The organism is Enorma phocaeensis (assembly GCF_016901575.1).
In the GTDB taxonomy this organism is placed as follows: Bacteria; Actinomycetota; Coriobacteriia; order Coriobacteriales; family Coriobacteriaceae; genus Limicola; species Limicola phocaeensis_A.
Genome location: NZ_JACJKQ010000007.1, coordinates 47,289 through 71,700, shown reverse-complemented (window position 1 = coordinate 71,700; position 24,412 = coordinate 47,289). Strand labels below are relative to the sequence as shown.

Here is a 24,412-nt window from a genome sequence, read left to right as displayed (position 1 = left end):
CCGGACCGGGACGCCGGAAGCGGCGCGTGACGCTGGCGGGATCGGCGCATGTGCGTTGGCGCGAACGGGTGAGGTTCGTTGGTGGAATCGGCGAAAGATAGATTGACACTAACACTGGGCGCCTTCGCCATGCAGGAGGACTCCTATCCCATCCCCGCCATCTACCTGCATCTCGTCGCCGTCATGGACCTCATGGCGCAGCGCCGCGCGGACGAGGCCCGCGAGCACCTGCTGGCGGCGTGGGAGCTCGCCCGCCCCGACGGCCTCATCGAGCCGCTGGGCGAGCACCACGGGCTTCTCGGCGGCATGCTCGAGGCCGCGATCAAGCCCGCATGGCCCGACGACTTCCGCCGCATTATCGACATCACCTACCGCTTCTCCGCCGGATGGAGGCACGTGCACAACCCCGCCACCGGCGACGACCTGGTTCGGCTGCCCCTGTACGCGTCCATGTCGTTGGCTTCTGGTCACAAGGCGCACTGAGCGTGATTGGCCTCACTGCGTCGCATCGGAGGAGCCGTGGCCGCAACGATCGGGCTCGCAGGGGCTAAGACGGATTTCCCAAAGGTCACCGCAGAGGTGAATGCGACGGGTAGGCCGGTAACGGCTCTCAAGAACAACAGGCCTTGGGTCGTGACCGCGGCGACGCCAGGATGGGCGTCATCCTCGAGGCGTTTGGGCTTCTTTTGGTCGAGGTTTTGCCGGCGCTGCGCACTCTTTTCGGGGTTTCGGCGGGCGTCGAGAAAAATCGATTCGCTTTTCCGACATTTTGGGCGCATCCCTCAAGTAGCCGCGAAGTCGGCACCGCGGCTACCTGCGGGTCTCTTGTTGGCAACCCGCCGTCTACTTGGTGGCTGCCGCCAAAATGTCGGAAAAGCGAATCGATTTGATTTCGGGGCGGCCTCCCCGGGCTTGGGGGCATGGCCCGGGGCGCTTTCCTTGGGCGGGGAGTCCCGCGCCCTGCATGGGCGAAAAATATCAGAGGTCTAACAGTACTCTTCGTTTTAGCGAAGAATACCGTTGAAGAGTGTCGGGGCCCAGGTGGTTGCTGTTCGTCGAGCTTTTGCCTGCAAATCGAGCAGGTTTATCGATGCGTTACGGAAGGATGGCGCTTTTCGATCTTTGGGGCGGAATAAAGAGGGGTTATCTCATTCAGGCACATCACCCAATCCGATGTCGGGAACGGGTGATGTGCCTTTCCCTGCTTTTTGCCATGCTTGCAACATGGCGATCTATTCCTACTTTCATGGGAGGATGAAGGGGGCGATGGCTCATGAGGTCTCACATGAGGTGGTTGCTGTGTGTACTGCTGCTGTGCTTGGGTCTCTGGCCAACGGGCGCATACGCGGCGAATGGGGGCGAAGGGTATACCAAGACGGTTGACCCGGTGACGGGCACCACGACGTACACGTTCACCGACCTTGCCGCAGTTGACAACTTCAGCGAGCAGGTCGAGGGCGACGTGGTGCTCGACTTCACGCCCATCAAGCAAGATGTTGGGGATGTACCCACAGGTTACATGCACCTGTCTCCGCAAAAGAGCGATGCGACCGTCACGATCAGGGGCAACGCGGGAGTAAGCTACGGCAGCTTCACTATCAATATCAGAAAAGCAACGGATGCCGCCCTCCTGCTCGAAGACTTTGCCCTCGAGGGCAACGTGGGCTTTTCTGCAACCGGCGAGGGCGAGCACAAGGTCACCTATGACGGAATGTGTGCCCTCAAACAGGTCGGCGGAGGCTCCCTCGTCTCGATTGGAGGCGCGGACGGGGCGGCCCATCTATCGATCAGTTGGCTTGATAGCAGCTCGAGCTACGAGCTGAGCGGCAACTTTACGGTCTCTAACAGCCTGGTCTGCGACGAGTCCATGACGATCGACAGTGCGAACATAACCTTCTTGGAATCGTCCGTGAGCAACGTCAATTTGGGCATCGCGGCCAAGAACCTGGCCATTGAGAACTCCACCATCAACGGCGTGGGGCACATCGATTCATTCGAGCGCACGAGTAACGTCGATGCCGAAGACTTCACGAGCTCTTCGTTGTCTATCGAGGACTCCCGCATCGCCTTCAATGCGAACGTGTGGTCGGGCAACTCAAGCGGGGCCGTGTTGGGCAACTCCCAGGAAATCACCATCGCTGATAGCGTGGTTTACGGAATCGTCGCAGACAATTCCTATGGATGCCTTGGCGGGACGTTCGAGAGCCTCTCGATCACTGGTTCCAAAGTGTACGCTCAGGCGGAGCGGGCGGCGGCGATTGGCTTGAGCGACTCGGCGTATTCATATCTTGAAAAGGCAGGTGTCGATCGGTCGACCATCACTATCGAGAACAGTCAAGTTGAGGCGGCAAGTACCTACGGTGCCGCTATCGGCATGCCGAGCTTCATCAAGCACAGCGGAAGCACCGGACCGGAAAGCGACCTGGTGGTGGACATCATCATCAAGGGCGAGAGCGACGTCACCGCAACGAGCATTCGATCCGCGGCGATCGGTGCCGGCACTTGGTCCGATTTTAGCAACAAGCCTGTCGACGGCGTGGAGATCGAGGTCGGTGCTGGCGACATCGGCTGGGGCGGCCCGTCTGGGCTGAACCTGCTCAGCATGGCGGCGGACCTCCTGGGACTCTCGGGTGAATCCGAGCTCGAGGGCAGTCTCGCCACGGAGGCGGGCCTGCAGGATGCGTGTGAGGTCAAGATTGAGGGCTCGCCTGCCATCCATGCGAAGTCCGGCGTCATGGCCGTCTATGCCGACAAGGTTTCCGTCAACGACACCAACCTGGTGCAGAACACCATGGTGATTGCAAGCGCTTACGGGGACTATTCGATTTACGCGATGGAGACCCCGGGTGCGGTTACGATCGGCGAGGGCGCCGGCGCCGCGACGATCGGCGAGCTTGGCAACGGCTATGCATCTGTGGCGACGACGAAGGTCGCAGCATGCTCTGATGCTCCGATGCGCTTCGGGGATGCGAAGCTCGTCGATGCCGAGAATAGTGATTCTGATAGCTTCTCGGTGAGTGAGACCGGATTCCAGCGCTTCCTCACCACGCCGGTGATTGCGCTTTCGGGCACGGTCACGTTGAAGGGGCAGGCCAGCGCGGAGCTTTCCGGCTATGCACGTGTGGGAGACACGCTGACGGTAGACACGAGCGGAGTGAAGCCGGCAGCAGCGAGGTCGAACTCGATGCTCACTTACCAGTGGCATCGCAACGGCGAGAAGATCGACGGAGCTACGAATGCTTCCTATACGTTGACGGGTGCCGACGAGGGCTCTGTCATCACCTGCGTCGTGTCCGGAAAAGGCTACTTCACCGGCAGCGTGACAAGCAATGCAGCTGTCGTGTCTGAGGCGGAGCCTGGGGCCGCACCGACGATGGTCAGCCGCACGCAGAACAGCATTACGCTCAACGATGCGGGTGAGGGATTCCAATACAAGCGCGTGGGAATGAGCGCGTGGCAGGCTGCTCCGTCTTTCGACGGGCTTGAGCCGGGCACGGCGTACACCTTCATCCAGAAGGACAGCAACGGAGCCATCAGTGCTCCCGCAATGTTCTACACGCTGTCCGAGAAGCCCAATCCCGGTGACTTTGTGATCGACTACGTGAACGAGACCCTCTCCTTCCCGAGCGGCGTCAACCTGTACAGCGACGCCACCTGCAACGACTATCTCAACGCAACCTCCGGCAAGTTGAGCATCGACATCAGCGGGTTCGTTGGGATGAAGGTGTACGCGCGCTTCGCGACGGCTGACCCCACCGATACCGAGTCGGTGACCGAGGTTATAATTCCCCCTCGTCCTGCTGCTCCGGCGCTCGAGGCCTCAGCCATCACAACGACGGAAAGCAGCATAAGCTTCACCAGGACCGTCGGCGTCACCTACCGTCTGACGCTGAATGGCATGCTGGTTGCTGAGGCGACGGGCAGCGGACAGGTCATCACGTTCAATGGCCTGGCATCGGGAACGACCTATACGATCGAGATGCGCTCCGAGGCGAGCAACGAAACGAAGAAGTTCCGTTCAGAGGTGGCATCGAAGCAAATCTCGACCATCGCAGTCGCTCCCACGGCACCAACGCTGCGCGCGACCACCGAGTTTGTGGACGAGGGCTATGAGGCTGTCCGGATCAACTTCTCGTGGAACAGGGCTTCTGGCGACGGCATCACCATCACGGAATATGCTCTCCTTGCGCAGGAGAAGGATTCAGCGAGCTCAAATGGGATCTGGAGCGGCAGCGCGACGTCCTGCTCAGTGACAACCGATGACGGCACTGGGTTGCAGCCCGGCAAGACCTATTCGTTCACTTTGGTGACGTCGTGGTCGTCTTCTGCAGGCCAGGGAGAGGCGGTGAGTTCTGAGCCCGTTGAGGTTGCATTGCCTGCTCTGCGGCCCGACCCCGCCGACTTCACAATCGACTATGTCAACGAGACGATTACCGCGCCCGAAGGCATGGACCTCTATGCGGACAAAGCGTGCACGGATGAGCTCTTGCTGGACGGGAGCGGTACGGTCAGCATCACGCAGTATATTTCCGACTACGGTGCAGACGCCCAGCATCTGTATGCCCGCAGCTCAACAGATACCGGAACCGACAGCGTCACGGCAATCGAGATTCCTTGCCGTCCGCTCCTGTCTACGGTTTCCGATTCTTGGTTGCGGGTTGGATATGATTCGATTTGGATTGATACTCGTGGGATGAACGCCAACACGTCATACGAGCTCCTCTTGGACAGCGAGGTCATCCCACAAGACCAGTCTTCGACCAGCTCTTATGTGAAGTACGAGAATCTCAGCCCGAGCACCACCTACACCCTTCTTCTCAAGAAGGCGGCGGTTGCGAGCAGCGAGGGTGTTGCCGGTTCGTTCAGCTCGTCGGTATCTCAGTCGATTACAACGAAGACATGCGTAACTAAAAACGCGGACCTGCTGGTCCCTGCCGGTTCGTACCCCTTTGGGACGGAGTTTGAGTACGATATCTCAAGCCTGCTGGATGGCGCGGACATCGTTGGCGTTACCACCATCGAGGATGACGACGGCTTTGTCTATTCGCAGGGCTATGACACAAGCAGCAAAAAGGAGCTACGGCTCACGCTCACCTCTGTCTCTGCTGATGAGACCGCGACGGTGCTGGTTGAGGCCCAGCAGCCGAACGAGGGCGACTTCGCCATCATCACTATCGCGGTGAGGGGCGTCGACGTTGCCGCCGCGGCCGAAGACAACAGCTGCTACTGGGTGCGAGCGGAGCTTAGCGAAGCGGATGAGACCGTTGTGGAAAGTGTCCTCGAAAACAAGATCGACGCCGGCGCTCAGCTCATCGACGCCTTTGACCTTGCGCCTATGAACCCGGTGGGTGCCGAGGCTATCGAGAGCGCGTGCCCCACCAGTATCGCTTGGTCGCTTGAGGATTTGGGTGAGGGCATCGATGCCAAAGGGACGTTCGATGTCTATCGCATCGAGAACGAAACCGCCTCATCTGTGAGAGCGACAAAGGGAGAGTCGGACATCACCTTTACCGTAAGCGGTGGGGAAGCACGTTATGCGGTTCTCTACACCCCTCCCCAGTCCGAGACTTATGGCATCACAGCTGGCAGTACGGAGCACGGTACGATTGAGCTCAGCGCCCAGTCCGCGGCGGCAGGCGCTGCGGTGAAGGTGACGCTTTCGCCAGATAGTGGCTACGAGACTGAATCGGTTGCCGCTACAGACAATTCAGGCAACCAGGTTGTACTGAGCGAACAGACAGACGGCACCTATACCTTTGTGATGCCGGCTTCTGCCGTAAGGGTGACTGCAACGTTCACCCCAATCGCTCCAGTCGCTCCCGTGCTGACGGTGGCGGCTGGCGAGGAAGCCGGATCAGCGGTTGCAAGCTGGACTCAATCGACGGAGAACGGCGCCACCATCACGGGCTATGAGCTCGCGGTTTCGCAGGACGATGTCCCCATCGAAGGGTCTCCATTCTCCATCACGTCCGGCGAGGGTGACACCTATACCGTGCGTGGCCTCATTCCGGGCGAGACCTACTCTTTCACGCTGACCGCCAAGAACCACGAGGCCACCGCGGCCTCCGACGCGGTTACATTCACCGTGCCCGTGCCTAAGGACCCAACGTATACCGTTACCGTTGCTAACAAGATCAAGGGCGGCTCGCTGGCATCTTCCGCTGCGTCGGCGACAGCCGGAACCAACGTCACGATTACCGCGACGCCTGACGAGGGATATGAGGTCGATTCCATCACCGTGACCGATGAGAGCGGCTCCAAGGTGATCGTGGTTGAAGCCGGCAGCAACTCATGGTCCTTCTCGATGCCCGAATCAGACGTCGTCGTTTCGGCCTCTTTCAAGAAGGTTGCGGAGGATGACGAGGAGGAGAGCCTGAACGAGCTCCTTGCGGATGCCCTCGAGAGCAGCTCCGCCGAGGCCGTCACCATCTCGTCCGGCACGTACAAGCTGACGGGCGATCTTTCGGTCCAGACCCTGGCCGGAAATGGCGCGAAGCTCAAGACCACGAGCCTCTACATCGGCGGCGACAACGAGAAATCCACGGTCAATCTGGATCTCCAGGGCCACAGCCTCGATTCCGAGGACTGTGCCATCATCGTGATGGACGGCTCGACGCTCAACCTGTACGACTCGGGCCAGGTCGGCTCCGGTGGAGAGGGCCTTACCGGCTCCATCAGCGGCAAGACGGGCCTCTCGCTTAAGGATGACGATGGCGCTGAGTACGTCTATGCGGGCGGCGTCGGGGTCTACGGCACGTTCAACATGTACGGTGGCTCCATCACCGGCAACACCGCTGGCAAGGACGATCAGATCGGCTGCGGCGGCGGCGTGTACGTCTTCGGCGGCGCGACGTTCAACATGTACGGCGGGACCATCTCCGGCAATACGGCCACCACGCACGGCGGCGGCGTCGCGGTGCGCTCGGCGCAGGACACGACACCCGTGCCGAACCCGCTCTACGTTGATGGCGCTAAAATCAGCGACTGGAAGGAAGTCGACGGCGGCGACGTGGCGGCCGAGCTCTCCGTCGACCTTCTTGCCGAGCCTGATCCTGCGGCCGCTGGGAGCTCCGCCGGCACGTTCAATCTGTACGGCGGCACCATCACGGGCAACACGGCCCCGGTGGGCGGTGGCATCTACGCAGAGGGCACGGTGAACATCGGGCAGGCGTCCGGTGGCGCCCCGGCACCCGCCGCAATCTCCGTCATGGGCAATTCGGCGGGCAACCTCTACGTTCCCGCTGACGTCACGGTCGGCATGAGCAGCGTGCCGGCAACTGGTTCGAGGATCGGCGTGACCATGGGGCAAGCTCCCGGCCTGTTTGCGACGGCGGACGACGCCGTTGCGAGCTCGGCGCTCTCTTCCTTCACGAGCGATAACGGCTCGTACTACGTGACCAGGCAGCAGGGCGGTCTTGCTCTGGCACCGGTGCCCGTTTCGCGTCCGACCTACCCGCCCGAGATCGAGGTCCCGGGAGGTGGCGGCAGCGTGTCGATCGATCCAGAGCGTCCCCACGCCGGCGACGAGGTCACCATCACGCCTGAGCCCGACGAAGGGAAGACGGTCGACAGCGTGACCGTCACCGACAAGGACGGCGAGCTCGTGGAGGTCACCGACAACGGGGACGGCACCTGGTCGTTCACGCAGCCCTCGGGCAAGGTGACGATCACCGTGACCTTTGTCTGCGACGGCGGCGAGCTCTGTCCGAGCGCCCATCTCGTCGATGTGGACCAAAATCTCTGGTACCACGCGGCAATCGACTGGGCCGTCGAGAGCGGCTTGATGTCCGGCTACGCCGACGGCTCCAACACGTTCGGCCCCGATGACACCCTCACCCGCGCCCAGCTCGCCCAGATTCTCTACAACCAGGCGGGCAAGCCCGAGGTAGACCCCTCCGCAGTTGAGGCCTACAGCGACTGCTCGGCTGGCGCCTGGTACGCGAGGGCCGTGGCCTGGGCCGCCTCGCAGGGCCTCATGACCGGCTACGACGACGGCACGGGCCGCTTCGGCCCCGAGGACGAGCTCACCCGCGAGCAGCTGGCAGCCGTGTTCTGGCGGATTGCTGGCGAGCCCGAGGCGGATGCCGACCTCTCTGCGTTCCCCGACGGGGACTCGACGAGCGTGTGGGCGCTCGAGCCCGTGGAGTGGGCGGTCGAGACCGGCATGCTCAAGGGCTACGACGACACCGGCGAGCTCGACCCGGCGGGCGACCTCACCCGCGCCCAGGCGGCGACCGTGTTCTTCCGCCTGGCCGGAAACGAGTAGCCCGCCCACCGAGCGCGCGGCGCGGCCATCGCCTGGCGCCCTCGTCGACGGACACCTTGCCCCTCGACTCTGAGCGTATGGCGCAGACTGTCGGCGCCCCCGAGCCCTCCTGCGGCGCGGGGGCGCTTTCTTAAGGCGGGGATCCAGCCCTTCATCGGAGTTATCAACGCGCTCCGCATCACCCGTTTTTGGCCTCCGAACGGGTGATGTGCATTTCTCGGTCAGCGCCTACAGTTGATTGTGTGGTCGGGGTACGTTTCGGCGGTTATCGCCGGCGTCTCGTCGCGCGTCCCCCAAGTTTTGGACTTAAGGAGGAAGCAAGGTATGAGAACGGTTCTACAAGGCAGGGGCGGACGGCTCCTTGGCGTGCTGTGCGCCCTGGTGCTGTGCCTGGGATTCCTGCCCGCGCGCGCCTTCGCGGCGGGAGGCGAGAGCTATGTCGCGCTGGGTGACAGCATCTCCGACGGATACGGCGTCGGGGAAGGGGAGTCCTTCCCCGAGCTCGTCGCAGCAAAGCGCGGCTTCTCCCTTACCAGCTACGCGTCGAGCGAGGGATTTACCTCGACCGACCTAGTTGCCCAGCTCGACGAGGGCGACGTCGCGGCAAGCGTGGCCGCCGCCGACGTCATTACCATCACTGTCGGCGGCAACGACCTCATGGAGGCGTTGTACGGGTATCTGGCCGAGCAGGCGAACGCCGTCCTTCCCGGCCCCGGCTTTACCGCGGATAAGATCGAGGGCATGTTGGCGAGCGGCGAGCCCATCGACATGTCGATGCTCGACTCCTTTACCGGGTTCCTCGATGGGTTCCCCTCCTCCTCTCAGGCGCATGCCGCCCTGATGCAGCTGTCGGGGAACCTCGCCAAGGCCTTGTCTGCAATCAAGGCGGCGAACCCCGATGTGACGTGCTTCGTCGTCAACCAGTACAACCCCTACGGGCATCTGGGGGACAGCCTGGCTACCGTCGTGAACACGTTTGATACGGGGGTGCAGGCGCTGAACGCCGGCCTGTCTGGCGTCGCGTCCGCGTCCGGAGTCACCGTCGTCGATGCGTACGGCGTCTTCAAGGCGGCGACGGAGAACCCATGCAACGCCGCGATCGTCGACGGGGGCAGCAAGGTCAACCTTGACTTCCATCCCAACGCGCATGGGCACGACCTGCTCGCCCAGGCGGTCGATGCGCTGCTGCCTGCCGCGCCCGAGGACCCCGAGACCCCGCCTGTCGACGAGCCGGAGAACCCGCCCGTGCAAGACGGTCCTAACTGGGCCGCCATCGCCGCCGACCTCGCCGCCGCGAAGCCCGGCTCTACCGTAGAGGTTGACATGGAAGGCACGACCAAGGTGCCCGCCTCCGCCCTGGCCGCCCTGGCCGGTCGCGACGTGACGGCGCGCGTCGAGATGGCCCCGGGAATCGCCTGGGAGATCGACGGAGCTGCCATTCCCGCCGACGCCGCGCTTTCCGATATCGACCTGGGTATCGAGGTGGGCACCGCCGGCATCCCTGCGGACCTCGTCGGCCTTGTTGCGGGCATGCCCGCCGTCCAGGCGACGCTTGCGCACGACGGCCCCTTCGGCTTCACGCTCACGCTCGCGGCGTCGGTCGCCGGCATGCCTGCGGGCGTGTATGCCAACGCATACAGCTACGACGAGGACGCTGAGGCTCTGAACTTCGAGGGCTCTGCCGTGGTCTCCGAGGACGGCGTCGCGCGCCTGTCGATCGACCACGCCTCGCAGTGGCTCGTCTCGCTCGACTCCCGCAGCCACGCCCTGCCCTTCCCGGACGCCCTCGAGGGCGAGTGGTACTCCGAGGCCGTGAGGTGGGCGTGGCTCTCGGGCGCCATGACCGGCTACGACGCGGGACCGTCCGCAGGCCTCTTCGGCACCGGGGATGCACTCACGCGCGCCCAGCTCGCGTCCGCCCTGTACAAGGCGGCGGGCGAGCCGGAGGCCGACCCCGCGGGGGCCGCGGCGTTCGTCGACTGCTCGGCCGTCTCCTGGTACGCCGAGGCCGTCGCCTGGGCCGCCTCGCAGGGCCTCATGACCGGCTACGACGACGGCACGGGGCGCTTCGGCCCCGAGGGCGAGCTCACCCGCGAGCAGCTTGCCGCCGTGTTCTGGCGCGCCGCAGGGGAGCCCGCCGCGGACGCCGACCTCTCGGCGTTCCCCGACGGGGACTCGACGAGCGCGTGGGCGCTCGAGCCCGTCGAGTGGGCGGTCGAGACCGGCCTGCTCAAGGGCTACGACGACACCGGCGAGCTCGGACCGGCAGACCCCCTCGAGCGCGCCCAGCTCGCGGCCGTGCTCATGCGTCTCGCCCAAGAGGTCGCATAGCGGCGTCGTCCTTGCCGGGCAAACAGTAATCCCTGGTGAGGGCCGTCCGTCCGGGCGGCCCTCTTTCATGGCCTGCATTTGCGAGCGGAGTGCTCGCTATGTGTCGCGTGGCACATTTCGCGCTTGAGGTCTGCCCGAGGTTCATGGGGCGCCTGCCAGCGTCTTGTTCGTGCGTTTGCGCGTTCTGCCGATGGCGCCCTGCTTCATTCATTGATGGTGACGAGCTTGGTGAAAATCGATTCACCTTTCCGACATGTTGGGGGCATGATTCAAGTAGGTGGTGCCTTGCTGTTAAGAAACTTGCGGGCAGAGGCGTGGTCATTTTTATGGCTACTTTGAAGCTGCCGTTACCATATCGGAAAGGCGAAGCGTTTTGGGCTGCGGCCCACAACTGGACGCGAGCCGTTTAGCGCCAAGACGTTGTTTGCGTCCAAGAGGTGACAAATAGGGATGGCCCAGCATGCTGTGGGTTGTTCAGTCTTGCAGCAAAGGGGCCATCTCAACGCAAGGCTCACGTCCAGATGCCGGGAGGCCCTTGTCTCCCGCGCGGGGTCGGGCGTCGGCGTCGCCGAGGCGGCCAACTAGATGGGCGTGAGCGGGCAGACCGCGAACAGGCGGCTCGCCCATGCTCGAAGGGGCGCGCCCGCGCGGCCAGCGGGCCCTGCCGGCACCATCATGGCCGGCTCACTCGGGGCGGCAGCAGGTACAATGCTGTGCAAGTCGGGCCGCAAGCAGCGCTGGGCCGGGTGCCTTACGCTCAAACGACTGGCATCCGCGCGCCCTGGCAGGATTCCAAAGGCCGGGTCGAAACGTCCGCACGCACAAGCCTTACAGGTGCTTTACGGAACGCGCACGCCTCACGACGTACCCTCAAGAAGAGGGAGCATTGGGGCTGAGCCCCAGGGCAATCCAACTGAAGGGATGCGATGGAGGTCATGGCGCAGTTGCTGTTCTTGTGGGCAGGCGTCCGCACGGCGTTGGCGGGTGCGTTTGCGTCCGCGCTGGGCGCAGGGGCAGACCTCGCGGCGACGGCGGTGCTCACGCTCGCCATGGCGGGCATATATGGTGCGGCATCGTATCTGATGGTTCGATGGATGCGTGCGGACCGCGAGGCTGCCGAGCGCCGCGAGCGCGCCGCTGCGGAGACAGCCGAGCGGACCCACGGCCACGCCGACGAGACGTGGGACCACCTTATGGCCCCGGGATTCGAGGCAGACGAGGTTGCCTGCGTCGTGGACTACGATTTGCTCGCGAATGCCTTTGCCGCGACCGCGCTTCGCCTTGTGCGCGAGGGCGCGCTGCGCATCGAGCGCGGCGACCCCAGCGAGGGCGGCGCCGTGGTGCGCTCCTGCGGTCGAGGGCGCGACAAGGATGCCCTTGGCCGCGCGGCGATGAAGACTCTTTTCTGTACGGGGAGCACGCGCCTCACCATGCGCGAGGCGCTTGACAACCGGACGTGGACCTACGAGGATCAAGCGGCCAACGTGCGCGCGTATGAAACGGCGCTTGAGCAGGCCTCTCGACAGGCAGGCCTCACGCTATCTGAGGACACGCGAGCCTCGGACCGGTACAACGGTTGGGCGGTGGTGTTTGTAATCGTGGGGCTTGTGGGCGCCATCTGGTTTGCGATGGGCGTGCCCTCCGTCTGCGCCTTTCTCATTTACGTGGCGAGCTCGTTGTACCTTGGTATGCGGGGTGTCAGCCCCCGCAAGCGCAGCCTCACGCCTGCGGGCGCACGGGTAGCGGTTCGCCTTGATGCGCTGCGCGCACGGATCGAGCACGCGCTGGAAGCGGGGGAGCGCATTGGTCTTTCGGGGCGGGATGCCGGACGGCTCCTGGAGTTCGCGGTGGTGTTGGATTTCGACGAGGGGGAACTTGCCCAGCTCGCACGTCAGATGGGCGATGCCTCGCTGGAGCGGCTGGCCGCTGACTGGTCGGACGGGGGAGCCGTGAAGCTCGAGGGCGTGCCGCTTCGCAGGTCGCGATTGGCTGGAGGCCGCCGTCTGGGAGGAAAGCGCCTCATCACGCCGGTGGGCATGCTGCGCTCGGCCTATCTTATCCGTAACAGTTGGCTGCTCAGCGAATATGGCTCCAGCTGAGCAGCCAATCTTGTGCCCGTTGTCCGGCTCGTGGCCAGTCAGCGTGCAGGCAGGTTGCGCTCGTTTGTCCCCGGTGGCAGCGTGTGGCGCATCGACGGGTCGCGTCTGCCAGCGCGCACCGCGGACTGTATGGTTGCCGCGTCCCGCGTCCCGCTGGTCCCAACCGTTTCATGCGCGTGAATTCCCGATGTGCTGGCGTGCGCCGCGCCGCAGAGTGCTACGATAAAGACCCGTAAGGACTGGCAGATCCAAGCGGGAAAGCGTAGGTACAATCGAATGACCAAGCATATTTTTGTCACCGGCGGCGTCGTCTCGTCCCTGGGAAAGGGTATCACTGCGGCCTCTCTGGGACGCCTTCTCAAGTCGCGCGGCTACAAGGTGACCATGCAGAAAGCCGACCCGTATCTCAACGTGGACCCCGGCACCATGAGCCCCTTCCAGCACGGCGAGGTCTTCGTCACCGAGGACGGCTATGAGAGCGACCTCGACCTGGGCCACTACGAGCGCTTCATCGACGAGAACCTCACCCGCGACTCCAACTTCACCACGGGCGCCATCTACCGCTCGCTCATCAAGCGCGAGCGTCGCGGCGACTTTTTGGGCGGCACCGTGCAGGTGATCCCGCACGTCACGAACGCCATCAAGGACAAGTTCCGCCGCGTGGAGGAGCAGACCGGCTCTGATGTGGTCATCACCGAGCTGGGCGGCACCATCGGCGACATCGAGAGCCAGCCGTTCGTCGAGGCCATCCGCCAGTACAAGAAGGACGCCGGCGCCGAGAACGTGTGCTACATCCACGTGTCGCTCGTGCCCTATATCTCGGCCGCCCACGAGGTCAAGACCAAGCCCACGCAGCACTCGGTGAAGGAGCTGCGCAGCTTCGGCATCCAGCCCGACATCATCGTCCTGCGCAGCGACCACGAGATCGACGACTCCATCCGCGCCAAGATCGCGAGCTTCTGCGACGTCGACGTGGACTGCGTCTTCACCAACGAGGACTGCTCCAGCATCTACGACGTGCCGCGCATGCTGGCCGAGCAGGACTTCGACCTGCGCGTGTGCGAACGCTTGGGGCTGGACCCGCGCGAGCGCCACATGGACGACTGGTACACCTTCCTCTCGAAGCAGGACCATGCGAACAACCACGCCGACAAGATCAAGGTGGCCGTGGTGGGCAAGTACACCCAGCTGCCCGACGCCTACCTGTCGGTGATCGAGGCGCTGCATCACTCCGGCATCTTCTTCGACCGCCACGTGGACGTGGAGCTGGTGGACGGCGAGGCGCTCACCTGGGAGGCGGCGCAGGAGGTGCTCGGCGGCGCGTCGGGCATCGTGGTGCCGGGCGGCTTCGGCGTGCGCGGCCTTGAGGGCAAGATAGCCGCCGCCCGCTATGCGCGCGAGAACAAGATTCCCTATCTGGGCCTGTGCCTTGGCATGCAGGTGGCCGTGTGCGAGTTCGCGCGCGACGTGGCCGGCCTCGCGGACGCCAACTCCACGGAGTTCGAGCCCGAGTGCGCCCATCCGGTGATCGACCTCATGAGCTCGCAGGAAGACGTCACCGAGAAGGGCGGCACCATGCGCCTGGGCGCCTATCCGGCGCGCCTGGCCGCCGGCACGCTCGTGCGCGAGGCCTACGGCGAGGAGCTCGTCTACGAGCGCCATCGCCATCGCTATGAGTTCAACAACGCCTTCCGCGACGAGCTCGAGCGCGCGGGCCTCGTGATCTCGGGCATCTCGCCGGACGAGCGCCTGGTGGAGATGGTCGAGCTTCCGCGCGAGGTGCATCCGTGGTTTGTGGCCACCCAGGCTCACCCTGAGTTCAAGAGCCGTCCCACCAAGCCGCAGCCGCTGTTCCGCGAGTTCATGCGCGCGACCATCGCGAACCACGAGGGCGTGGACCGCACCGAGGTCACGCCCAAGAACGCTTCTATGAACTAGGGCGCCGGTGAGCAGGCGCCCCGACAGAGACGTGCCCGCGCCCCCGTCTCCGGCTTCTGCCGGGGCGGGGGCGTCCTCGCCCCGGCGGGCCTCGCCGCCTGCCGCCCGGGGGTCCGCGCTGCCGCACACGGAGCTCGAGCGGGACCTCGGCGTCTTTCTCGACCATCTCTCCGTGGAGCGCAACCTCTCTCCCAACACGGTCGCCGCCTATCGGCGCGACCTTACAACCTACGTGGCGTTTCTTGCCTCGCGAGACGTGGCTGATCCCGATGCGGTGACGCGCGCCGACGTGGAGGCGTTCGTCGCCGACCGGCGCGAGGGGGGCTATGCCGACTCGTCCGTGGAGCGCGCGCTTTCGGCTGTGAAGGGCTTCCATCGCTTCTTGGTGCGCGAGGGCCTGACCGAGGTCCATCCCACGGCGACCATCAGGCTTCCCCGAAAGGGCGAGCGCCTGCCCGACTACATATCTATAGAGGACGCGCGCGCCCTGCTGGAGCAGCCCTTTCCCGCGACCGCGGCGGGCGCGCGCGACCGCGCGATACTCGAGGTGCTCTACGGATGCGGCCTGCGCGTGAGCGAGCTCACGGGGCTCGACCTGAGGGACCTGTATCTGGACGAGGAGTATCTGCGCGTCTTTGGCAAGGGGTCCAAGGAGCGCCTGGTGCCCATCATGGGCAGCGCGGAGCGCGCCCTTTCCGACTATCTGGCGGGACCGCGCGCCGAGCTTGCCGCGCACGCCCGCAGGGGAGGCGTGGGCGCCGCGGTGTTTCTCAACAAGAACGGCGGCCGCATCTCGCGCCAGACGGTCTATGCCACCTGCGAGCGCTATGGCGCGACGGTTGGGATCGAGGGGCTGCATCCGCACACGCTGCGCCATTCGTTTGCCACCCACATGCTCGCCGGCGGCGCGGACCTGCGCGTGCTGCAGGAGATCTTGGGCCACGCCGACATCTCGACCACGCAGATCTACACCCATGTGGACCGCACCCAGCTGCGCGAGGTCTATCTCGCGGCGCACCCCCGGGCGTAAGGGCGGGTTTCTGTTGCAAAGCAGCGCCGTCTCGCGAGCAGCCGCATCCCCGGAGGCTGGGGCCGGCAGGGCGAACGCCGGTCCTCGCAGCCCGCTCCGGGGGCGCGCGGGCCGTGCCCAGGGGACGCCTGCATTGACCATTCGGTTCCCTTGTCGTGTGGGTGCGCTTACAGACGTGCCGGCGGAGCATGGGGACACAGCTGCGGGAGCAGGTGGGCACGCCGGTGGGAGCGGGTGGGAGGACGACGGTGGGTCCTGAGGGGGGCGTTTGGTACCATATATAGTTGTCGGATCGCACCTGCGGCGGGCCGTGTGTCCTCAGGCGTGCCCCACACGTTCGCCACACAGCGTCCCCACCGTCTCCCACCGCTCTGACCTGCGGGTTCTTTGTTTCGACACAACTCCCGAAGAGGTGCCAAAAATCGGTTCAACCTCAACTCGAAGGTTTAGGTTCCCGTGCGCCGCCCGATATCTGGGCATAAAACGGGCATAACAACACAATATCTAGTATCGCTGTGACACCCTCCGAATAGGTGTTCTGTGCGACGCCGAGGGGTCAAATAGTACCGCTGGGGGAGAGAGTGGGAAAAAGTGTTGCACCGGGGGACGCCAGACCATAAGATTAAAACCGTCGACAGGCGGAGTGGTTCTCCGCGCACATACCCGCCGAGTAACCGAGAGGAGGGGTGCGGCAGTGATGCTGACCGGCACATACGAGCGCAATCTCGATGCCAAGGGTCGCCTTTCCCTGCCTGCAGCCGTCCGCAACGAACTCGGTGAGCATGTTCGCGTTCTGCCCGCTCCGGATGTCGAGGCCCTGTACGTGTTCTCTGAGAGCGAGTATGGGAACTGGGTCGACAGCCTTTTCGAGAAGCGTGGGGGATTCAACCCGCGCAGCCCGGAAGACCAGGATCTCAGACGTATGCTCAACGCGATGGCGGCGCCGATGGATATCGACTCCGCCTCGCGTATCGGCCTCTCGGACACCTTGCGCGCGAGCAAGCACCTCTCGCGCGAGGTCACGGTGGTGGGCAACGCCGACCACCTCGAGGTCTGGGACCGCGCGACGTGGAACGCGCGCCTTGCTGAGTCGCAAGACAAGCTCATGGCGCTGTTCTTCTCGTAAGGTTCGAAAGGGGGACGCACATGGCCACGGGAACGTTGACACAAGCATATCGGCATGAACCCGTCATGCTCCAGGAAGTGCTCGACACCCTGCAGCTCGTCCCGGGAGCCGTGGTGTGCGACTGCACGCTCGGCGGCGCCGGCCACTCGGTGCATATGGCACGCGCGGTGGGCGCTGAGGGCCTGCTCATAGGTATCGATCAGGACGACATGGCGCTCGCGGCGGCATCCGACCGGCTTGACCGGGAGGCGCCCCACACCCCGCACCGGCTTCTGAAGGGCAACTTCGGAGACCTCGACGAGCTTCTGTGCTCGGCCGAGGTGCCGGGCGTCGACGGCATCCTGTTCGACCTGGGCGTTTCGAGCCCGCAGCTCGATATCCCTGGACGGGGCTTCTCGTATCACGAGGACGCCCCCCTTGATATGCGGATGGATCCGGGTAACAACCCCTTAAACGCAGCAGAGGTCATCAACACCTATACCGAAGCCGACCTCGCCCGGATTCTTCGCGTCTACGGCGAGGAGAAGTTCGCGAGCCAGATAGCCCGCGAGATCTGCCGCCGCAGGCAGAAGGAGCCCATCTGCACCACGGGAGAGCTCGTCGACGCGATCAAGGCGGCCATACCCGCCGCGGCGCGCCGGCACGGGCACCACCCCGCCCGCAAGAGCTTCCAGGCGATCCGCATCGAGGTCAACCATGAGCTCGAGGTGCTCGAGCGGGGGCTCGAGGCGGCGGTCCGCTGGCTGAACCCGGGAGGGCGCATGTGCGTCATCTCGTACCACTCGCTCGAGGACCGCATCGTCAAGCGCCTGTTCCAGGAGATGAGCCGGGGCTGCACCTGCCCTCCGGACATTCCGGTCTGCGTGTGCGGCAACGTGCCGGTACTTGACGTCATCACCCGCAAACCGCTGGTTGCATCGGCCGAGGAGGTCGAGGGCAACCCGCGTGCGAGATCGGCCAAGATACGCGTCGCCCAACGGATTTGACCCTCCTGGCGGCGCGCTTCGTGGCCCCATCCCGCCACACCATAGACGCAGCTTAAACGCACTACACACATCCAAGGGATGGGGAGGCCGCATATCATGGGTATCAACACCTCAAACGCAGCATTCGCCTATGATATGCAGGCCGCACCGGCGCCCATGTCCCCGCTCGGCACGCCCCGTGCGCCCCGGGCGGGGGAGCGTCCCCGCTTCGACGTATACACCGGAGCGGCGCGCGAGGCGAACCAGGCGGTGAGCCCCGCCTTCACCCACGTGGTCAAGATTTTCTGCATCCTGGTGGCGCTGTTCTGCGTGATCGGCGTCGCCCGTGTTACCATCGCGAGCGCGACCGCCGCCACCCTGAACGCGAGCGCCGCGGCCACAAACGAGCTCGAGGCCGCGCAGGACACCTCGTCGAGCCTCGAGGTCATGCGCTCGGTCTACGGCGCCGACACCCGTGTGCGCGACCTTGCCACGAGCACCCTCGGCATGGTCGAGCCCGAGGAGACCGTGACGGTGGACGTGAGCGACCCGGTGGCCCAGGACGCACAGACCCAAGACGCCGCCGACGGCGCGACGGACGCGGCGGTACAGGTCCAGTAGTGACGGAGGCCCCAGCAACATGACGCGGGACACATACCGAGGGCCGGGCGGCGGGCGTCGAGGCGACGCTCGCGGCGGCCGCGACGACAACAGATATGACAACGGATACCGCCGCTCCCAGGGGGGCGGCGTTGCTCGCAGCGCAGGTTCTGGCCGCGGCGGCTCTCGGGGCTACGGCGGCTCGGGGTCTGCGCGCGGCCGCTTCGAGCGCGGAGGCTCCGGCTACGCGGGCGGCTCCGGCCCCCGCGGCGGGTCGGGCATGGGCGGGGGCTCCGGCTACGACGGCGGCGGCCCCAGGCCCCCGAGGTCGGGCCGCTCGCAGCGCCCCGTGACCGACATGTTCCATAGCGACCTCGCCCACGAGGCGGTCTCCCGCCGCACCGTGGTCGCGGCCGCGCTGGGGGTCGGCCTGGCCGCCGGCGTGTGGCGCCTGCTTGACTACCAGGTGGTGAACGCCGAGACCTACCGCGAGCGCGCCGACGAGCGCCGCGTGTCGAGCCAGACTCTCTATGCCAAGCGCGGCACCATCTACGACCGCAACGGCAACGTGCTCGCATCGAGCGTCGAGTGCCAGAACGTCTACGTGAACCCGCAGCTCATCGATGACGAGGACGAGGCCGTGGCGGCGCTCGTCGAGGTGCTGGGCGTCGACGAGGACGAGGCGCGCGAGAAGGTGGGGCGCGACACAACCTTCGCCTACATCCAGCGCCAGGTCGACCAAGAGATCGCCGACGAGCTCGCCGCCCGCGAGATCGCCGGCATTGAGTTCGAGCAGACCATCAAGCGCGTCTACCCTTACGGCAACCTCGCCTCGCAGGTGCTCGGCGTGGTGAACATGGACAACGAGGGCGTCTCGGGCCTCGAGGCGCAGTACAACGACATCCTGACGGGCGAGAACGGCTCCATCGTGCGCGAGCGTGCGCGCGACGGCTCATACATCGCCGGCGGCGCCTACGAGAAGGTGGCGGCGCGCGACGGCATCGACATCGTGCTCACCCTGGACATCAACATCCAGCGCGTGGCCGAGGAGGCCCTCGCGCAGTCGGTGGAGGAGACCGACACCCAGTATGGCTCCGCGATCGTGACCGACCCCACGACCGGCGAGATCCTCGCGTGCTGCTCGTATCCCACCTACGACCAGACGGACCTCTCCAACACCAACGCCGCCGACATGAACCTGCGCGTGGTGACCGACGCCTACGAGCCGGGATCGGTGTTCAAGACCCTGGTCTCGGGCATGGCGATCGAGCTGGGGCTCGTGACGCCCGACACCACCTTCGAGGTGCCGGCGACCATCCAGGTGGGCGACGACTGGGTCGCCGACGCCGACAAGCGCCCCTATGGCATGACCATGACCCTGCGCGAGATCATGCGCCGCTCCTCGAACACGGGCATGGTGCTCGTGGGCGAGAAGATCGGCGCCGACCGCTTCGCCGAGTACCTCGACACCTACGGCATCGGCCACAACTCCGGCATCGACTTCCCGGGCGAGTCGGCGGGCATCGTGCGCGAGCGCGACGAGTACGACGGCTCGAGCCTGGGCTCGATGTCCTTCGGCCAGGGCATCGCCATCGCCCCCATCGAGACCATGCGCGCCGTGTGCGCCATGGCCAACAAGGGCGTGTGCTGCACGCCGCACTTCTTGAAGTCGAGCGAGGGCGAGGAGGTCGACTGGTCGGACGGGGAGACCCAGGTGGTCAGCGAGGAGACCGCCTCGCAGGTGACCTCCATGATGGTGACCGTCGTGGACGAGGGCACGGGCGTCTACGGCCAGGTGCCGGGATACGACGTTGCCGGCAAGACCGGCACCGCCGAGCGCGCGAGCGAGTCGGGCGGCTACGAGGCCAACATATACATGGCGTCGTTCTTGGGGTTTGCCCCGGCGAGCGACCCGGCGGTGGCCGTCTACATCACGCTCGACGGCACCCCGGCAGGATCGAACGCGGCGGCGATTCCGTTTCGCACCATCATGTCGAGCGCGCTCTCGACGCTGGGCATCAAGCAGACGCGCTAGCGGGGCGCGGGCCTTCTGGCCCCGCCCCGTCGCCGCGTGCGGCGAGCGCGCCCAGGCTCCATAAGGCGTGCACGCCGCCCGTGCTCCCCTTAGGTACAATAATCTGCTGCAGTAAAGGCTGATAAGGAGTGCTGCATGGTAGAGATAGCCGTAAAGTTTCTCGAGCGGGTCACGGGGGCCCGGCCGTATACCGGCAACGCGGACCGCGTGTGTCGCGGCTGCGTCATCGACTCGCGCGAGGTCGAGCAGGATAGCATCTTCGTCGCGTTTCCCGGCGAGCGGGTGGATGGAAACGACTACGCCCCGCAGGCCATCGAGGCCGGCGCCGCCGCCGTCATCCTCACGCGCGAGCCCTCGCGCAAGCTCATCCGTCTCGCAGACGACCACGAGTGCGCGGTCTTTGTGGCCGACGACGCCGAGGAGTTCCTGCTTCGGCTCGCCCAGGGGTACCGCGCCCGCATGAAGTGCACGGTCATCGCCGTCACGGGCTCGGTGGGCAAGACCACCACGAAGGACATCCTGAGCGCGCTGCTCGCCACGCACTATCGCGTGCACGCCACCCAGGGCAACTACAACAACCTCATCGGCATGCCGCTCACCATTCTCTCGGCGCCCAAGAACACCCAGGTCCTGGTGCTCGAGATGGGCATGAACTCCTTCGGAGAGATCGAGCGGCTGTCGCGCTGCGCCCAGCCCACCTACGCCATCATCACCAAGGTCGGCACCTCGCACATCGGCATGCTCGGCAGCCGCGAGAACATCGCGCGGGCCAAGGCCGAGGTGCTCGCCGGCATGCCCGCCTCCTCCGAGAACTTCGAGGGGCACCACTCGCTGCTGGTGCTCAACGGCGAGGACGACTACACGCCCTTCATCATCGAGCACTTCGCGCGCCCCGCGGGCGTCGACGTGCTGCTCGCCGGCACGAGCGAGGACGACGACGTCTGGGCCCGCGACATCCAGGTGGGCGCCGACGGCTGCGCCGAGTTCGACATCATGCTCGAGAACGGGTCGCAGTACCACACCGGGCTCTCCATCACGGGCGCCCAGGCCGTCCCCAACGCGCTCTACGCCGCGGCGGTGGCGCATCGCCTGGGGGTCGCGCAGTACGAGATCGACCAGGTCTTCCACGAGCTCAGGCTCACCGGGCATCGCCAGGAGCTGCGCCGCGCGGCCTCGGGCGCGCGCGTCGTGGACGACTCCTACAACGCGAGCCCCGAGTCCATGGCCGCCGGCCTCGACCTGCTCTGCGGGCTCGACGCGACCGGCCGGCGGGTCGCGGTGCTCGGCGAGATGGGCGAGCTGGGCGACGAGGCCCCGCGCTTCCACGAGCTCGTGGGCGCCTATGCCGCGGCCAAGAAGCTCGACCAGCTCGTGTGCGTGGGCGGCGAGCTCGCCGGGCGCATGGCTGCCGCCGCGCGCCTCATGGGCATGCCCGAGGACCGCGTCTCGCACATGCCCGACACCGCCTCCGCGCTCGCCCGCTGGGGCTCCACGTTCTCGGCGACCGACATGGTCCTCGTGAAGGGTTCTCACGCCGTGGGGCTCGACCGCTTCGTAGAGGGGGTGTGCGCCGATGTTCGGTAACCCGACCTACCCCACGTTCCAGGCGTTTCTCGCGCTCGGCGTGGGCGCGCTCATCGCTGCGGTGCTCATGCCGCTGTGGATCCGCCTGCTCAAGTTCGAGGGCATCGGCCAGCAGGTGCGCGCCGACGGCCCCGAGCGGCATCTCATCAAGCAGGGCACGCCCACCATGGGCGGCGTGGTGATCCTGCTCTCGGTGACCCTCACCTGCGTCCTGTTCGGGCGCCTCACCACCGAGCTCGTGCTCGTGCTCCTGGCAACGCTCGCCTGCGGCGTGCTCGGCCTCATCGACGACGCGACGTCGGTGTCGCACGGGCGCTCGCTTGGCCTCACGCCCCACGCCAAGATGATCGGCCTCACCCTCATCTGCGTGCTCTTCTGCCTGCTCGCCGTCAACTGGTGCGGCGTGGCGCCCGAGGTGCGCTTCCCGGGCGGCTTCGGCATCGATCTGGGCGTGCTCTCCACCACGCTCACCATCGCAGGAGAGCCCTTCCAGATTCCCTGGCTCTACCTGGTGTTCACCTGGCTGCTCATCGCCGGCCTCTCCAACGCCGTGAACCTGACCGACGGCCTCGACGGCCTCGCGGGCGGCACCTCCATGATCGCCATGCTCATCATGGCTGCCATCTCGTTTTTGCACGGCGACCCCAACCTGTCGGTGTTCTGCACGGCGTGCGCCGGCGCCTGCCTGGGCTTTCTGTGGTTCAACTGCTACCCGGCGAGCATCTTCATGGGCGACACCGGCTCGCTTGCGCTCGGCTGCGCCTTCGCCTGCGTGGCCATCATGACGAACACCGAGGTCGTCTCCCTCATCGTGGGGGCGCTCTTCATCATCGAGGCGCTCTCGGTCATGATCCAGGTGGTGAGCTTCAAGGCCACCGGCAAGCGGGTGTTTCTCATGGCACCCATCCATCATCATTTCGAGAAGCTCGGCTGGGCTGAGACCAAGGTGGTCATCCGGTTCTGGATCGTGGCCGCCGCCTTCGGCGCGCTCGGCCTGGCGCTGTTCTTCCAGTTGGGATAGTGAGGACGCATGGCTCTTCCGGACCGTTTTAGCCTGCTGGTGCTGGGACAGGGCACCACGGGACTCGACATCGTGCGCTGGGCGCTCGCCCACACCGACCGCGTGGGCGAGGTCGTCGTCTACGGCGGCGCCTCGTCGGGCGCCAACGACGCCACGCGCGCCCTCGAGGAGGCGGGCGCCCGCTTTGTCTATGGCACCGAGGACGTAGAGGGCTCCTTCGACGTGTGCGTGGCGAGCCCGGGCATCTCGGAGTTCTCCGACTTCTTCGCCGCCGCCCGCAACCACGCCGGCCAGATCATGGGCGAGCCGGAGTTCGCCTACCGCCTCACGCCCGAGCGCTGGGTGGGCATCACGGGCACCAACGGCAAGACCACCACGACGGCCCTCACCAACCATCTGCTGCACGCCGCGGGCATGCGCTCGTCCGCCGTGGGCAACATCGGCGACACCGCCATCTCGCGGGTCGACGGGCGCGGCGAGGGCGAGTGGTTTGTGGCCGAGCTGTCGAGCTACCAGCTGGCCACCACCTCCGAGCTGCATCCGCGTGTCGCGGTGCTCTTAAACATCACGCCCGACCATTTGGCCTGGCACCGCAGCCACGAGAACTACGCCCGCGCCAAGTGCCGGCTGTTTGCCAACCTCACCCCCTCCGACCTCGCCGTGGTAGACGTCGAGGACGAGGGCGTGCGCGACCACATGGGCCTCATCGCCCGCGACGGCCGGCGCGTGCTCTCGCTCGCCCTTGACGACCCCGCCACCGCCGACGCCGCCTTCGTGCGCGAGGGCGTGCTCGTGGTGCGCCTGGCGGGCGAGGAGACCCCGCTCGTCGCGGTGGACGACCTCAAGATCGCCGGCCGCCACAACCTCACCAACGCGCTCGCCGCCGCCTCCGCCGCGCTGTTCGCGGGCGCCTCCGTGGAGGGCGTGCGCGCCGGGCTGCGCTCGTTTGCCCCGCTCGAGCACCGCATCGAGCCCTGCGGCGAGCTCGACGGCGTCCGCTTCGTGAACGATTCGAAGGCCACCAACACCGACGCGGTCATAAAGGCGCTCACCGCGTTCCCGCGCGAGCGCGTGGTGCTGCTGGTGGGCGGGCACGACAAGGGCACCCCGCTCGAGGAGTTCGCCCGCTCGGTCATCTCCTCGACGGTGCGCGCCGTGGTGTGCTTCGGCGAGGCGCGCGAGCGCTTCCTCGCGGCGTTTCTGGAGGCCGACGACACCCACGAGCTCGACCTCGCCGAGGCCGACAACCTGCGCGACGCGGTAGACGTCGCCCGCAACCTCGCCGAGCGCGGCGAGGTGGTGCTGCTGTCTCCGGCCTGCTCGAGCTTTGACGAGTTCTCCGGCTTCGAGGAGCGCGGCCGCGCCTATAAGGGCTATCTTGACGAGCTTCGCGGCGCGTCTGCCGCCGGGCGCTAGC

At 65.7% G+C, this 24,412-nt stretch carries 13 protein-coding genes; all 13 read left to right on the top strand.

The genetic code is table 11. The annotated features are described in order from the left end of the window. The first annotated feature begins 102 nt into the window (after positions 1-102). The 13 genes from H6A15_RS05875 to murD all read left to right on the top strand — a co-directional run bounded on the left by H6A15_RS05875 (position 103) and on the right by murD (position 24,411). On the top strand, positions 103-483 hold the full coding sequence (locus H6A15_RS05875) for a hypothetical protein (protein WP_204672818.1): 381 nt from the start codon (positions 103-105) through the stop codon (positions 481-483). Between the two features lie 904 nt (positions 484-1,387). After that, entirely contained in the window at positions 1,388-8,266 is a 6,879-nt protein-coding gene (locus tag H6A15_RS10665) for an S-layer homology domain-containing protein (protein ID WP_204672817.1), read from the top strand. Between the two features lie 324 nt (positions 8,267-8,590). Continuing rightward, positions 8,591-10,597, top strand: a complete 2,007-nt coding sequence (locus H6A15_RS05865; protein ID WP_204672816.1) for an S-layer homology domain-containing protein — start codon at positions 8,591-8,593, stop codon at positions 10,595-10,597. A gap of 935 nt (positions 10,598-11,532) precedes the next feature. Next, entirely contained in the window at positions 11,533-12,696 is a 1,164-nt protein-coding gene (locus H6A15_RS05860; protein ID WP_204672815.1) for a DUF2207 family protein, read from the top strand. Positions 12,697-12,972: 276 nt separating this feature from the next. After that, positions 12,973-14,634 carry a CTP synthase gene (locus H6A15_RS05855; protein ID WP_204672814.1) on the top strand — a complete coding sequence of 554 codons (1,662 nt, stop codon included), beginning with the start codon at positions 12,973-12,975 and terminating at the stop codon, positions 14,632-14,634. Between the two features lie 118 nt (positions 14,635-14,752). Beyond that, complete coding sequence (gene xerD, locus H6A15_RS05850; protein WP_204672827.1) at positions 14,753-15,664, top strand: site-specific tyrosine recombinase XerD; 912 nt, start codon at positions 14,753-14,755, stop codon at positions 15,662-15,664. Positions 15,665-16,361: 697 nt separating this feature from the next. Beyond that, positions 16,362-16,790, top strand: coding sequence for a division/cell wall cluster transcriptional repressor MraZ (locus tag H6A15_RS05845; RefSeq protein ID WP_204672813.1), 429 nt, complete (start codon positions 16,362-16,364; stop codon positions 16,788-16,790). A gap of 20 nt (positions 16,791-16,810) precedes the next feature. After that, entirely contained in the window at positions 16,811-17,776 is a 966-nt protein-coding gene (gene rsmH / locus H6A15_RS05840) for a 16S rRNA (cytosine(1402)-N(4))-methyltransferase RsmH (protein WP_204672812.1), read from the top strand. A gap of 96 nt (positions 17,777-17,872) precedes the next feature. Further along, a complete protein-coding gene (locus H6A15_RS05835) occupies positions 17,873-18,376 on the top strand; it encodes a cell division protein FtsL (RefSeq protein WP_204672811.1) in 504 nt (167 codons plus the stop codon). 19 nt (positions 18,377-18,395) lie between these two features. Beyond that, on the top strand, positions 18,396-20,390 hold the full coding sequence (locus tag H6A15_RS05830) for a peptidoglycan D,D-transpeptidase FtsI family protein (protein WP_239462397.1): 1,995 nt from the start codon (positions 18,396-18,398) through the stop codon (positions 20,388-20,390). Between the two features lie 135 nt (positions 20,391-20,525). Next, entirely contained in the window at positions 20,526-21,974 is a 1,449-nt protein-coding gene (locus H6A15_RS05825; protein ID WP_204672810.1) for a UDP-N-acetylmuramoyl-tripeptide--D-alanyl-D-alanine ligase, read from the top strand. Continuing rightward, on the top strand, positions 21,964-22,995 hold the full coding sequence (mraY, locus tag H6A15_RS05820) for a phospho-N-acetylmuramoyl-pentapeptide-transferase (RefSeq protein WP_204672809.1): 1,032 nt from the start codon (positions 21,964-21,966) through the stop codon (positions 22,993-22,995). Before H6A15_RS05825 ends, mraY begins: the two co-directional genes overlap by 11 nt. 9 nt (positions 22,996-23,004) lie before the next feature. Then, positions 23,005-24,411 carry a UDP-N-acetylmuramoyl-L-alanine--D-glutamate ligase gene (murD, locus tag H6A15_RS05815; RefSeq protein WP_204672808.1) on the top strand — a complete coding sequence of 469 codons (1,407 nt, stop codon included), beginning with the start codon at positions 23,005-23,007 and terminating at the stop codon, positions 24,409-24,411. Position 24,412: the final 1 nt, after the last annotated feature.

Bases quoted from the DNA above. Each gene is read 5' to 3' on its own strand.
- murD (WP_204672808.1), top strand. From the start codon at position 23,005: ATGGCTCTTCCGGACCGTTTTAGCCTGCTGGTGCTGGGACAGGGCACC.
- H6A15_RS05865 (WP_204672816.1), top strand. From the start codon at position 8,591: ATGAGAACGGTTCTACAAGGCAGGGGCGGACGGCTCCTTGGCGTGCTG.
- H6A15_RS05835 (WP_204672811.1), top strand. From the start codon at position 17,873: ATGGGTATCAACACCTCAAACGCAGCATTCGCCTATGATATGCAGGCC.
- H6A15_RS05860 (WP_204672815.1), top strand. From the start codon at position 11,533: ATGGCGCAGTTGCTGTTCTTGTGGGCAGGCGTCCGCACGGCGTTGGCG.
- rsmH (WP_204672812.1), top strand. From the start codon at position 16,811: ATGGCCACGGGAACGTTGACACAAGCATATCGGCATGAACCCGTCATG.
- H6A15_RS05825 (WP_204672810.1), top strand. From the start codon at position 20,526: ATGGTAGAGATAGCCGTAAAGTTTCTCGAGCGGGTCACGGGGGCCCGG.
- H6A15_RS05830 (WP_239462397.1), top strand. From the start codon at position 18,396: ATGACGCGGGACACATACCGAGGGCCGGGCGGCGGGCGTCGAGGCGAC.
- mraY (WP_204672809.1), top strand. From the start codon at position 21,964: ATGTTCGGTAACCCGACCTACCCCACGTTCCAGGCGTTTCTCGCGCTC.
- H6A15_RS05855 (WP_204672814.1), top strand. From the start codon at position 12,973: ATGACCAAGCATATTTTTGTCACCGGCGGCGTCGTCTCGTCCCTGGGA.
- H6A15_RS05845 (WP_204672813.1), top strand. From the start codon at position 16,362: ATGCTGACCGGCACATACGAGCGCAATCTCGATGCCAAGGGTCGCCTT.